11 protein-coding genes are annotated in these 14,094 nt (G+C 36.3%); 10 read left to right on the forward strand and 1 reads right to left on the reverse strand.

Annotation, left to right across the window (positions count from 1 at the left end; translation table 11 throughout):
• The 7 genes from ACQKP0_RS12595 to ACQKP0_RS12625 all read left to right on the forward strand — a co-directional run bounded on the left by ACQKP0_RS12595 (position 1) and on the right by ACQKP0_RS12625 (position 9,322).
• Complete coding sequence (locus ACQKP0_RS12595) at positions 1–1,170, forward strand: trans-sulfuration enzyme family protein (protein WP_427406203.1); 1,170 nt, start codon at positions 1–3, stop codon at positions 1,168–1,170.
• 36 nt (positions 1,171–1,206) lie between these two features.
• On the forward strand, positions 1,207–2,187 hold the full coding sequence (locus ACQKP0_RS12600; protein ID WP_427406204.1) for a 1-aminocyclopropane-1-carboxylate deaminase/D-cysteine desulfhydrase: 981 nt from the start codon (positions 1,207–1,209) through the stop codon (positions 2,185–2,187).
• Between the two features lie 308 nt (positions 2,188–2,495).
• Positions 2,496–3,689: a MalY/PatB family protein gene (locus tag ACQKP0_RS12605; protein WP_427406205.1), complete on the forward strand. Its 1,194-nt coding sequence runs from the start codon at positions 2,496–2,498 to the stop codon at positions 3,687–3,689.
• A 203-nt stretch (positions 3,690–3,892) separates the two neighbouring features.
• The gene (dapF, locus tag ACQKP0_RS12610; protein WP_427406206.1) at positions 3,893–4,741 is read left to right on the forward strand and encodes a diaminopimelate epimerase; all 849 of its coding nucleotides are present in this window, start codon (positions 3,893–3,895) and stop codon (positions 4,739–4,741) included.
• Positions 4,742–4,766: 25 nt separating this feature from the next.
• A complete protein-coding gene (locus ACQKP0_RS12615) occupies positions 4,767–6,047 on the forward strand; it encodes a dicarboxylate/amino acid:cation symporter (RefSeq protein ID WP_427406207.1) in 1,281 nt (426 codons plus the stop codon).
• A gap of 1,019 nt (positions 6,048–7,066) precedes the next feature.
• On the forward strand, positions 7,067–7,921 hold the full coding sequence (locus ACQKP0_RS12620) for an MBL fold metallo-hydrolase (RefSeq protein WP_427406208.1): 855 nt from the start codon (positions 7,067–7,069) through the stop codon (positions 7,919–7,921).
• A 327-nt stretch (positions 7,922–8,248) separates the two neighbouring features.
• Positions 8,249–9,322, forward strand: a complete 1,074-nt coding sequence (locus ACQKP0_RS12625) for an AI-2E family transporter (protein ID WP_427406209.1) — start codon at positions 8,249–8,251, stop codon at positions 9,320–9,322.
• Between the two features lie 286 nt (positions 9,323–9,608).
• Here the strand turns inward: ACQKP0_RS12625 and ACQKP0_RS12630 are convergent, their stop codons facing one another.
• A complete protein-coding gene (locus ACQKP0_RS12630) occupies positions 9,609–10,853 on the reverse strand; it encodes an aminopeptidase (RefSeq protein WP_427406210.1) in 1,245 nt (414 codons plus the stop codon).
• A 563-nt stretch (positions 10,854–11,416) separates the two neighbouring features.
• Between ACQKP0_RS12630 and ACQKP0_RS12635 the strand changes: the two genes are divergently transcribed.
• The 3 genes from ACQKP0_RS12635 (at position 11,417) to ACQKP0_RS12645 (ending at position 14,066) form a co-directional block, all read left to right on the forward strand.
• Positions 11,417–12,094 (forward strand): PspA/IM30 family protein, encoded by a 678-nt coding sequence (locus ACQKP0_RS12635; protein WP_427406211.1) that lies wholly within the window; start codon positions 11,417–11,419, stop codon positions 12,092–12,094.
• Between the two features lie 68 nt (positions 12,095–12,162).
• Positions 12,163–13,191: a TFIIB-type zinc ribbon-containing protein gene (locus ACQKP0_RS12640; protein ID WP_427406212.1), complete on the forward strand. Its 1,029-nt coding sequence runs from the start codon at positions 12,163–12,165 to the stop codon at positions 13,189–13,191.
• Complete coding sequence (locus ACQKP0_RS12645; RefSeq protein WP_427406213.1) at positions 13,188–14,066, forward strand: TPM domain-containing protein; 879 nt, start codon at positions 13,188–13,190, stop codon at positions 14,064–14,066. Before ACQKP0_RS12640 ends, ACQKP0_RS12645 begins: the two co-directional genes overlap by 4 nt.
• Positions 14,067–14,094: the final 28 nt, after the last annotated feature.

The following is a 14,094-nucleotide window of genomic DNA, read 5'->3' on the forward strand; positions in this document are numbered from 1 at the left end:
ATGGAGATGAAGAATATGAAACTAGACACAAAATTAATTCATGGTGGTCCATTACTAGATGAATATACAGGTAGTTCATCCATACCGATTTATCAAGCATCCACATTTCACCAAGCTCACTTTACAGAACAACAAGAGTTCACCTATACACGATTTGGCAATCCAACAAGGAAGGCACTGGAGGAAACGATTGCCTGTTTAGAATGTGGTGAATATGGTTTTGCCTTTTCTTCTGGTATGGGAGCGATCACTGCAGTGCTGCTTAATTTTTCAAAAGGAGATCATGTAATCCTTTGCAAAGATATATATGGGGGAACCTATCAACTAGTAACAGAGATGTTTCCTAAGTATGGAATCGAATATTCTTTCGTAGATGAGACGAGTCTCTCTTCCTGGGAAGAAGCAATCAAGGAAAATACAAGAGGTATTTATATCGAGACCCCTTCTAATCCCCTGTTAACCATTACAGATATAAAAGGTGTTGTAAAGTTAGCGAAGCAGCACAATATTAAGACCATGATCGACAATACGTTTATGACACCGATCTATCAAAATCCAATCACACTCGGAGTAGATATCGTCATTCATAGTGCGACGAAATTTATTAATGGCCATAGTGATGTAACAGCTGGTTTGGTTGTTACCAGTGATGAAGAGATTGCTAACACGATATCCAAAACGCAAAAAATGTTTGGTAGTATGTTAGATCCTTATAATTGTTGGTTAGTTTTAAGAGGGATCAAAACAATGAATGTTCGTATGGAAAAGGAAGTAGAAAATGCAGATTTTATTGCCAAGGAGCTTCAAAAACACAGCAAAGTGAAAGCGGTTTATTATCCAAGTCTCGCCAATCACAAAGGGAAAGAAATCCATTTTTCACAAGCAAGTAGTGGAGGGGCCGTATTGACTTTTGATTTAGGTAACTATGAAAATGTGAAAGACTTCTTTGCAAATGTGACGCTTCCAATTGTCGCTGTTAGTTTAGGTGGTGTAGAATCAATCTTATCATACCCATTCACCATGTCCCATGCCGTAATCCCTGAAGAAGAAAGACTTAATTTAGGAGTGACAGACGGATTAATTAGACTCAGTTGTGGGATTGAAGACAAATATGATCTTCTAAATGATATATTTAAAGCATTAGATCAAGTGAAATCAGTGGCCTCATAAAGGGGAAAAATACTTTAAGGATTGGATGTGATCTGTGTGGATAAAGTGTCTATCGCCAATTTACCTACAAAAATTGAAAAAGCCCATTTTTTTAGTAAACACTTGAATAAATCGGTTTATATTAAACGCGATGACCAGACTGGAATGGCGACATCCGGAAACAAAGTTAGAAAGCTAGAATATTTGTTAAAACATGCTCAAAACAAAGGATGTGATTATTTAATCACAAGTGGCGGGATCCAATCGAACCACGCGAGAGCAACTGCTGCAATTGCCGCTAAATATCAAATGAAATCCTTATTGATTTTAAAAGAAAGTGAAATATATAAGAATGAAGGAAATCTATTTTTCAATAAATTAGTAGGTGCAGAAATTAAGTTGGTAAGTGAGGAAGAATACCAAAATTTAACACCAATCATCGAAGAATTGACCAAAGAGTTGACTGAATCGGGACACAAACCCTATGTTATTCCGATGGGAGGTTCAAATGGTATCGGTGCTTTAGGGTATTTAGATGCTTACAATGAAATACTGCGTCAAGAAGAGCAATTAGGTATGAAGTTTGATACGATCGTAGTTGCAAACGGCTCAGGCGGAACATATGCAGGTTTGCTATATGGAAATAAAGAATGTAATAAAGATAAAAACATTATCGGAATCAGTGTTTTAAATCAGGAAGAACAAGCAGCACATGATATATTGCATATTTTAGAAGATATGAATCAATATAGGGATAATCCTTATTCATTTATAGAAAATGAGATCAACATTATTGATCGTTATATAGGATTAGGATATGGAAAAAGCCAATTGGAAGAGCTGAAATTTATCGAGAAATTCGCACATGAAGAAGGAATTATCCTTGATCCTGTATATACTGGGAAGGCCATGTATGGTCTATACCATGAACTTAAAAATGGAAGCTTGCAGGATAGCCAAAACATATTGTTTATTCATACGGGTGGTATTTTTGGCTGGACGGATGAGAAGATTAACATGTTATATGGTTCTAATTAAAAGGCTGTTTTCGTAAAGATTGTTGCTTTTCGTAAACGGCTCCAATACTTGATTAAATTGTTTCGTGCTCTTTTCTTCATCCCATACTTTTTGTATAAGTGCAAAAATAACCGTAAAAATCCAACTAGATATTTACTGCGTAAAATCTCTGCCGATTTTTACTTTGTTATAAATAGCAACAAAGTATTAGAAAAGAGCCTTTTAAAATGTCTGCTTATGGGCATGTCTTGAGATGTGCCCGGCAGGCATAAGTTGGGTTATGATGAAATTAGTTACGGAAAAAAATCTCGAAAAAAGAGGGTAAATCTATGTTACACAACTTTGATGAAACTTTAAATAGGATCGGCACTGATTCGGATAAATGGGATAACGAAGGGAAAGGTGGCTCATTGATTCCACTAGGGATTGCTGACACTGATTACAGGGCTCCTCGTGAAGTATTAGATGCTTTAAAGAAAAAAGTAGACTTTGGAGTCTTCGGTTATGGACTTTTTCCTCAAGAACGATTTACTAGTGCGATTAAAGGTTGGTATGGGCGCCATCATAAAGTCGATATTCGAGAAGATGAAATTAGTTATGCCCCAGGGTTAATGACAGGTGCTTTATGGATGTTTTTAGATGCTTATTCGAATCCAGGGGACAAAGTCATGATTCAAACTCCAGTTTATGCAACCTTTAAAAAGGTAATTGAGAAATATAATCGAAAAGCTGTCGACAATTCATTAAAATTCCAAAATGGAAGTTACGATATTGATTTTGAAGATTTAGAGAATAAATTAAAAATGCCTGATGTGAAAATACTTCTTGTATGTAATCCTGCTAATCCAATTGGACGGGTATGGACAAAAGAAGAAATGAAGAAAATGTACGATTTATGCCGAGCGAATAACGTGATCATTATCAGTGATGAAATACATAGCGATATGATCCACAAAGGATTATCTTTTCACTCCTTTTTAGAGTTTTGTGAGGAAGAGGATAAACATGTTGTGGTGATGAACTCTCCAAGTAAAACCTTCAATTTAGCATCTTTCTTTAGCGCTTATGTTATTATAAAAAACAAAAACCTGAAGAGAGCTTTTGATGATATTTACATAAAACACCACTTTGATTATAACTATTTAGGGGTGGAGGCTTTAATAACCTCTTATAATGAATGCGATTATTATGTAGATGAATTAAATGATTATTTACGAAAAAATATTGCTTTTGCTATTGAGTACATCAATAAAAATATGCCAAAGTTAAAAGTTCAATATCCTGAATGTTCCTATTTGTTATGGATTGACTGTGAAGAGTTAGGCTTAAATAGTGAGTCATTAATGCAATTCTTTGAGGATTCAGGAGTTAGGGTCAATGCTGGGAGCACGTATGGAAAAGATAGCGGTAACTTTGTAAGAGTAAATATCGCTTGTACAAGATCTTTACTAGAGTTGGCTTTAAAACAGATAAAGGAAAGCTATGATAAAAATGAATCTAAATTAATTTCGAATATTCGCTAGACAAAAAGGAATGGTCATGGTCTTCACTCGTTCTTTTATCCCTGTATTAGACTACTATTATACAGGGGTGTCTGCGCTAAATATATTGACTATTCCAAAGATGGTAAAGATTATGTGCGTTTAAAGCGATGGTTTAGTCAAAAAATCTAAAGATTTCAGAGGAATTTAGAGGTTATTCCTGAATGTATGGAGGCGCTGGTAAAGTGAGCATTCCTTTTACAAAAATGCATGGTTGTGGAAACGATTTTATTTTGATCGATAATAGAGAAAACATCATGGAGAGAATATCATTAACCAAATTCGTTACGGAAGTTTGTAAAAGGAGATTTAATATTGGCGCAGATGGTCTAATATTGTTGGAAAAATCACCTATTGCGAATTTCAAAATGAGATATTTTAATGCCGATGGCAGCGAAGGAGAAATGTGCGGAAATGGAGCTCGTTGTGTTTGTAGATTTGCCTACGAGCTTGATGTGGCTGGAAAGGAAATGACATTTGAAACGCTAAATGGAATTTATGATGCATACATCCATGAATCTCATGTAAAAATAAAATTCCCTTCCATTAAAAAGAGTGAGGTTGCACTAAACCAAGTATTATCTATTAACAAACAAATCGAATCCTATCATTATGCTTATGTTGGTGTACCGCATACGGTATGGTTGCAAGATTCTTTTGACCCATTGAAATGGCCTTCTTTTCATGATTGGGGAAGTAAGATCAGGAATAGAACCGACATTTTTCCACAGGGGACTAATGTAAATTTAATTGAAATTATCGATCAGCATCATATCAAAATTAGGACATTTGAGAGAGGTGTAGAAGAAGAAACTTTTGCATGTGGGTCAGGTGCAACCGCATCAGCGATTGTATTACGATTATTGAATTTAATTGAATCTCCTGTCACTGTAAAAACTCTTGGTGGAACCCTTGTAGTCTCATTTCAATTAACAGAAGAAATGATTAAAGACATATTTCTTGAAGGGAATGCCGTTATGGTCTGTGAAGGGATCATTCCACTGGAAAGCTTAGAAAGGTGTATAAGTGTTTAAAGATAACTAGAGGGGATGGAATTATATGAACGAACTAAATAAAAAAGGGATATGGAAATCATATAAATTTCCTATCATTTTAATACTATCAATAGTAACAGGAAGCATTATTGGCTGGATTGCCGGGCCTAAGGCTGAAGTACTCAAACCGTTGGGCGATATTTTTATCAATCTTATGTTTACCGTTGTCGTTCCTCTTGTATTTATTTCTATTAGTAGTGCCGTTGCCAGCATAGCAAGCCTCAAGAGGCTCGGTAAGATACTGGGAGTTATGCTATTAGTATTTGTGGTTACGGGGATTATTGCTTCCATTTTTATGATTATAGGTGTGACAGCATTTCCTCCGGCAGAAGGAGTACATATTGAAATGCAGAAGCCGGATGAAATAAAGCCTTTAAGTACTTCAGATCAAATTGTTTCCGCATTCACTGTACCTGATTTTCTTGAATTGTTTTCAAGAAAAAACATGCTTGCTTTAATCGTCTTTTCTATATTATTTGGTCTTTCCGTTAGTATGCTAGGTGAAAAGGGTAGGAAAGTGGCAGCAGGGCTTTCTTTACTTTCTGATGTCATAATGAAGCTCGTTTCTATTATTATGTGGCTTGCTCCAATTGGCTTAGGTGCCTATTTTGCAACGTTAATCGGAGTGTTCGGTCCTGACTTGCTTGGCTCTTATGCAAAAGCGATGGCCGTTTATTATCCAATTGCAATTGTTTATTTCTTTGTTGCCTTCACCATTTATGCTTTTATAGCTGGAGGGAAAAGAGGGACAAAAACATTCTGGAAGGAAATCATCACTCCAGCTGCCACTTCTTTGGCAACCCAAAGTAGTGTTGCTACGATTCCAGCAAACTTAGTGGCCTCCGCCAAAATTGGTGTTCCAAGAGACATCCGTGAAATAGTGATTCCTATTGGAGCAACAGCCCATATGGACGGATCCTGCTTAAGTGCGATATTAAAAATTTCTTTTATTTTCGGTCTGTTCAACATGCCTTTTACCGGAATAGATACATATATGACAGCGATTCTCATTGCTTTATTAAGCGGTATGGTCATGTCAGGAGTACCAGGTGGAGCTTTTGTCGGTGAATTGTTAATTATCACATTGTACGGGTTCCCTCCAGAAGCTTTAGTTATCCTTTCTATGTTAGGAACATTGGTAGATCCTCCAGCAACGATGGTGAATTCATCTGGAGATACTGTCTGTGGAATGTTGATGGCCAGAATTATTGAAGGAAAGAATTGGATGACTAAGAAGTTAAAACCTTCCGAAACGAACGTGACGGAATATACTAGTGAAATGTAGTATGTTATAGTTGAAAAAACGGTTTCCTAGAGGTATGGAAATCGTTTTTTTTTATTTTGTAAAAAAAATTGATTCGGGGATGGAATCAATCGAACCTATTGATTCCCATTCAGTTAATTTGATCGGGGAAAGGGAATCATCGAGCCCTTTGATTCCCGTTCAGGTTAATTTGATCGGGGAAAGGGAATCAATCGAGCCCTTTGATTCCCGTTCAGGTTAATTTGATCAAGGAAAGGGAATCAATCGCACCTTTTGATTCCCGTTCAGGTTAATTTGATCAGGGAAAGGGAATCAATCGCACCTATTGATTCCCGTTCAGGTTAATTTGATCAGGGGAAGGGAATCAACCGAGCCCTTTGATTCCCGTTCAGGTTAATTTGATCAGGGAAAAGGAATCAACCGAGCCCTTTGATTCCTGTTCAGGTTGATTTGATCGGGGAAAGGGAATCAATCGAGCCCTTTGATTCCCGTTCAGGTTAATTTGATCAGGGAAAAGGAATCAATCGAGCTTTTTGATTCCCGTTCAGGTTAATTTGATCGGGGAAAGGGAATCAAACGTACCTATTGATTCCCGTTCAGGTTAATTTGATCAGGGGAAGGGAATCAACCGAGCCCTTTGATTCCCGTTCAGGTTAATTTGATCAGGGGAAGGGAATCAATCGAGCCCTTTGATTCCTGTTCAGGTTGATTTTATTTGGGAACGGGAATCAGTCGCACCTATTGATTCCCGTTCAGGTTAATTTGATCAGTGGAAGGGAATCAACCGAGCCCTTTGATTCCTGTTTTAGTTACTTTGATTTGGGAACAGGAATCAATCACACCTTTTGATTCATACTCAAGCCTTTTAATTATGGCTCCCCTGTGGAAGGATAGAGAGTTAATAAAGATTTTCGGAAAATACTCTGCAATGTTGATCTACCATATGCGTTTCCTGTAAGGTAATGACAGTCAGTGTGTTGAAATAATGAACATTTTGTATTCCATCCAATTTATATCGTCATTTAAAGGAGAATAGAGACATGCAGAAGATAGAAAGAATATCAAATCGAATTGTATACTTGCCACCCTATGAAGAAACAGATCGACCCATTTTAGCAGCAGTTGCAGGAGATAAAAAGACAATTTTAATTGATGCTGGAAATTCATCCAAACATGCTAATTTATTTCTTAAACAATTAGAAGAATTGCATATTAGAGGTGACTTTCTTGCTCTAACTCATTCAGATTGGGATCATATATTTGGGATGAGTACAATAGATATAGAAACGATTGCTCATTATAAAACTCAGGAAAAAATTAAAAAACTTAAAGAGTTGTCATGGGAAGATAAATTCTTAGATCAGCGTGTTGAAGAAGGTACAGAAATTCCATTTTGTGCGGAAGCAATAAAGAAAGAATTGGGTAATCAGCGAGAGGTTTTTCTTCCAATACCTGATATCACATTTGATAAGAAAATGTCGATTAATTTAGGAGGGGTAACTGCTGTCATTGAACATGTAGGTGGCGATCACGCTGATGATTGCACTGTTATCTATATACCTGAAGAAAAAGTTCTTTTTTTAGGAGACTGTATGTATGCGAATCTCTACTCAAAAAAGTGGAGCTATACCATTGCGAATACATTACAATTAGTTGAGCAACTTGAAAAATATGATGCAAACATTTTTTTCTTATCTCATCATGATAAGCCGGTTTATAAAGAGGAATTCCAATTTAGAATAAAATTTTTAAAAGATACCGCATTTTTGACTAAAAAATATAGTGGGAATCAAAATGCTATTATTAAAGAAGTTTCAAAGGAATTGCAAAGGAAATTAAATGCAGAGGAAATGGAAATAATCGAATGTTTTGTCAATGGTTACGTTACTGAATAAGCCTCGCTATCCAAAAAAACTCTCTTTAAATAACAATAGAATTTTTCAATACATTCTAATCTCACATAATTGATTTATAAATAAACGGGACAAGGTGTCTGTCCCCTCGTCCCATTTTAACAGATAAATAGAAGTTAAACGAACATGACTAAAAAGGTGAGAATTATTTCTCTCCTTTTTTTCTTCTGAAAATGAAACTTGTGATCAAACTTTTTCGTAGTATGTTTTATACTAGACATTAAGCAGTAAATCAATAATGATTTTCTATCAATCGGTTTTATCTATTTAGAAAATTGATTAATATAGAAGAAAACTAAAAAAATAGAGGTGTTTAAAATAAAAAAGAAACTCCTTCACTTAGGAATTGGAATAATTATTGTTTTAATAATTATTTATCTGTTAAACCAGGTTAGCTTTGTATTTACCCCACTCGTTATTTTCATTCAAACGTTGTTTATTCCTTTTTTAATTTCAGGAATCTTATATTATTTGGCAAGGCCAATCGTTAAACTGTTAGAAGGGTGGAAAATTCCTAGAAAATTAGCGATTATGCTGATATTTGTAATGTTAATAGGGGTTATTGTGACCGTAGTTGAATTAGTTGGACCACTCCTTCAAGATCAATTTAAACGTTTAGTAGAAAATGTACCTGATATGGTGAAGGCTGGACAGGATGCTTTTGACTATTGGCAAAAGAATCAGGAATATATCCCGCAATTTGCCAAGGATATCATTGCTAATGTCACTGCAAAGCTACAAACAAATGCATTGTCTACTGGTGCAATAGTGGCCAAGACTTTAAGTAATGTGTTTGGCTTTATTTTCTCCCTTGTGATTGTTCCATTTATTCTTTTCTATATGTTGAACGATCGTGATAGATTTGTTCCTAATGTAACGCGCTTCTTTCCAAAATCAAAAGAGAAAGAAATTCGCTCCGTTCTTCATGATATGGATAAAGCATTAGGTGGCTATATTCAAGGTCAATTAATTGTTAGTTCAGTTGTAGGAATTTTATTATTAATCGGTTACTTAATTATAGGTTTAGACTATGCGCTAATTCTTGCCTTGTTCGGTATGGCAACAAATGTGATCCCTTTTCTAGGACCATTTATTGCAGCGACTCCTGCCATTATAGTCGCTTTCTTTCAGGATCCAATTATGGCAGTTTACGTAGTAATAGTTATGTTTGTTGCTCAACAAATTGAAAGTAATTTTGTTTCTCCACAAGTAATGGGAAAAACATTAAATGTTCATCCATTAACAATCATCTTGCTTATTTTAGTAGGAGGAAATCTTGCAGGCGTGTTAGGGATGATTTTAATTATTCCAACCTATGCTGTATTAAAAGTAGTCGTTCTTCACATTTATCAGCTATTTCGAATTAGAAAAGTAGAAGAATAAGGGAAAAGAGGGTGACTCAAAAGTCTAGATAATTAGACTTTTGAGTCATCCCTTTTGTTTTTTTAGAATAAAAAGACAAAAATCCGTATTTAAAATAAGACCTTTTGGATATTCTAAAAACCAAAATGAAAAGGGTGCTCAAAAAGTCGTTATTTAACGACCTTTTGAGTCACCCTCGTTTAATATGTGGACAATGGAAAACGTCTGTCATGTAAAAGAAGGATCTTTGAAAGTTCTATCGAAAAAATCCAGTAAGCTTTTTGTTGTTCGATCCCCGGAGAAATGCTTAAATCGCCCAGTCTCCGTTTCGGAAGATTGGAACAACAGTGCCATCTTGTTTGATCCCGTCAATATCCATTTTGTTAGAACCAATCATGAAATCAACGTGAACAGTAGAGGTGTTCATGCCATGTTTCAATAATTCTTCCTCACTCATTTTTGTACCGCCTTGAATGGTTGTTGGATAAGCTGCACCAATTGCTAAGTGATTGGATGCATTTTCATCATATAATGTAGTAAAGAAAGTAATATTCGACTGAGAAATCGGAGATGGGTCCGGTACTAAAGCAACTTCACCTAATCCTGTTCCACCTTCATTATCAAAGACCAATTTCTTAATGGCTTCATCCCCTTTTTCAGCTGAAATATCCACGATTTTTCCATCTTTAAAGTGAACTTCAATGCCTTCAATAAGAGTACCAGCATAGCTTAATGGCTTTGTACTGCGGACCACGCCTTCCATTCGATGTGTATCAGGAGCAGTGAAAACTTCTTCTGTAGGCATGTTAGCGATAAATTCTTCTCCTTTTGGATTATAGCTTTCAGCACTTGCCCAAATATGATTTTTTGGTAATCCGAGAGTTAAATCAGTGCCGGGTGCTGTGTAGTGTAAAGCATCAAATTGGATTTCATTTAATTTGGCTGCTTTTTCATTTAAAGTCTTTTTATGCGCATCCCAAGCGGCGATCGGGTCATCTTCATAGACACGACAGGTTTTAAAGATTTGATCCCATAAAGCATCTACTTGTTCTTCAGATGTTGAGAGATTAGGGAAGACATGTGCAGCCCAGCCAGCACCTGCAGCTGCAGCTACTGTCCATTTTAAATCATCATTTTGGGTAGCGATGCGTTGTGCTTTAAACGCTTTACCGGCTATATTTTGATAAGCAGCAACTTTTGTAGGATCAACACCATTTAGTAAGCCAGGATCACTTGATACAATGGATAAACGACAAACACGATGATTTAACACATGGTCTTCAGATTCTTGAATTTCGTATTCAGGAATGTCGGTTAGCACTTCTACAGGTTGATGTATGTAATGAAGTTTGCTGATTTCATCATCAGACCATTTGATAATTACTTTTTCTGCACCTAAACCGTAAGCTTCTTTTGAGATTAAACGGGCTAAAGGAGCCTGATCAACAGTAATCGTCACTTTTACCCAATCACCGGGTTGAACATTGATTCCTTTTGCAACTAAAAGTCTTGCATATTTTTGTAGATTTTCATTAAAATTTGGCAAAACCATTTTCTTACCTCCATCTTAGGAACCGTTCCCTGTTCCTTTTAATAATTGTACTGATGTTTTTCAGGTTAGTTTAACCATGCTATCTGTTCGATATTATACTCTAACTTTTTCATTAATTGTATTTTTTGTTTGAGATTTTTGAAAAGTCTCTTTTCGTAAACTTTGTTGTTTTTAACATCAAGTAAAAATCGGTAAAAATTTTACGAAGTAAATATCTACTAGGATTTTTACGGTTCTAATTTATCTTCCTATTGGAATTTAAGACTTATTATTTATGGAAAAGAGCACGTAACAAAATTTTTTTAGCCCTGAAAATCTATCCGAAAAACAATAATCTATTCGAAAACAGCCTTTGAAAAAGATAAAAATTTCAGCTATTGTTTTTGAAAGCTATGAAAATCAATAAATTAATGCTAGCTTTTAATAATAATCAAATAAGAATTTAATAAGATACCACCAACTACTGACTCTCTCACAAAAGTAGTACAAAAAATGAAACTATTCTCTAATTAAAACAGTATAATGTAGTTATAATGTTTCAGAAAAAGGGAGGAATGGACAGTATGAGTATATTGACAAGATTTAAGGATATTATGGCAAGCAATATTAACGCTTTATTGGATAAGGCGGAAGATCCGGAGAAGATGATTGATCAGTATTTAAGAAACCTTAACAAGGATTTAGGTAAGGTTAAATCGGAAACAGCATCAGTAATGGCGGAAGAGCAGCGGGCTAAAAGAGAAGTAAATGAGTGCCAAGAAGAGATGGAGAAAATGGAACGCTATGCAATGAAGGCATTAGAGGCAGGGAATGAAGGAGATGCGAGAAAGTTTCTAGAGAAAAAGACGGCGTTGGCAGCAAAGTTATCCGAATTGGAAACAGCCTATCAATTGGCATCTTCTAATTCTCTGCAAATGAAACAAATGCACGATAAACTGATCGGGGATATTGGTGAATTAGAATCACGAAGATCGATGCTCAAAGCAAAATGGTCTGTGGCAAAAACACAGGAACGAATGAATAAGCTGGGGTCATCGGTGACTAAATCAGGGGGATCAATCTCGGCATTTGAACGAATGGAAGAGAAGGTAAATCGTGCTCTCGATGAAGCGAATGCAATGGCTGAACTAAACGCAGGGCCGAAAGATGAAATAGCAGATCTGACAGCTAAGTATGACAGCAATAGCAGTGAAGTTGATGATGAACTTGAAGCACTAAAAGCGAGAATGAAAAATAATTAATAGTCATCTATTAAGAGCTGCAGCCACCCAGCTGCAGCCTTTCCATGATATAAAAAGGGGATGAGAACATGATCCTTCAATATAAATGTCCCAACTGTGGGAATGATATGAGTTTTGATCCTGATTCAGGCAAATTATCTTGTCAAAGCTGCGGCCGACATGAAAATATCGAAAATTTTCCTGAGGAGTTGAAGACGGCTACATTTTCTGAGGATGAGGCGAATGAGTACCATTGTGAGAATTGTGGAGCTGTGCTGCTGACACTTGCAGAGACAGCCGCAACAAACTGCAGTTTTTGTGGAGCGGGTGTAGTCATCGCCGATCGATTATCAGGACATCTTGCCCCACACAAGGTCATTCCTTTTTCTATTAGTAGGGAAGAGGCCGTTCAAGCATTTCAAAAATGGTGCAGAAAAGGACTTCTGACACCGAAAGGCTTCATGACAGCAGACCGGATCAAGAGTATAACAGGGATGTATATTCCATTTTGGTTATATGATTTAAATAGTAAGGTACAAGTAAATGCGGAGTGTACAAAGGTCAGAACCTATGAGCAGGGAGATTATATTTATACAGAAACAAACTATTATGATGTCTATCGTGATATCAACTTGGAGTATGACAAGGTTCCTGTTGATGCATCAGAGAAGATGGATGATAAATTAATGGATAAATTGGAACCATTCCCATACGATCAATTAAAAGATTTTAAAACTCCGTATTTAGCGGGATATATTGCGGAGAAATATAATTATAATGATGTAGAACTGCTCCCACGGGCGGAACATAAAATTAGCGAATATATTGATTCCTATATTTCTTCGACATTAAGAGGCTATCATACAGTAAATTATATGAATAAGAATATTGATACGAGAAAATTGAATAGTGATTATGTTTTGCTGCCCGTATGGATGGTCAGCTATGATTATAACAATTCCATATATACGTTTGCGATGAACGGACAAACGGGAAAAATTGTCGGCAAACCGCCCATCAGTACTGGTAGGGTAGCGACATGGTTTGGTGGCATCGCAGCTGGTACCTTTATCGCATTAAAATGTGTCTCCTATCTGCTGGGGGGTGGCTTTTGGTGAGTAGAATTCGTATGCTAAAGCAGGGATTCCTTTTCTTATTGATGACTCTATTGCTCCTTCTTCCTTTAGGAATATCGGCTAAAGCGCAAAACTTTGATCGGCATAAATATATTTATGATGATGCTGGGCTGTTAACAGATAAAGAAGTGAAAAAACTTCAAGCTTTATCAAGTAAGCTAAGTAAGGAAAGAGATACTGCTTTTATGGTTATTACGGTAGATGGAACTGATGGAAAGGGAGCCCGACAATATGTAGAGGATTTTTACGATGATAATGATCCTGGGTATGATCAGCCTGATGGAAATGCCGTCATTTTAATCCTCGATATGGAGGAAAGAGATGTGTATTTGGCAGGATTTAAAAAAGCAGAAGATTATTTGGATTCTTGGCGGCTAAAAGAGATTCGTGATGAAATTACCTCTGATTTATCAGATGGTAACTACTTTAAATCTTTTTCGGATTATATTACACTCTCCCATGAGTATATGGGTGAGGAACCAAGTGGCAGTTCGGAAGAGTATAATGGTTATGATTCGGGTGTCGAGAATGAAGAGTACGTTGCTAATGAAATGGGTGGAGATCAAGAAAATATCTTTTTTCAATGGTGGTTCCAACTCATTGCTGCTCTAGCCGTAGCAGGTGTCAGTGTAGGAATTATGGCTTATACCTCTGGCGGAAGGGTTACAGTAAATGGGCAAACCTATATAAATAGTAATCATTCAAAAGTTAATAGCAAGTATGATCGATTTGTTAGACAAACCGTAACGAAGCGGTTAAAACCTAAAAATAATAATAATAATGGCGGGGGATTCTCTAGTGGTGGAGGTACTACTAGTGGAGGGCACTCGCATAGCGGAAGCGGCGGCAAGTTTTAAAGGCTAGTTAGGTTAAGTAAGTGGAAAG

The organism is Heyndrickxia sp. NPDC080065 (assembly GCF_050281185.1).
GTDB lineage: Bacteria > Bacillota > Bacilli > Bacillales > Bacillaceae_C > Heyndrickxia.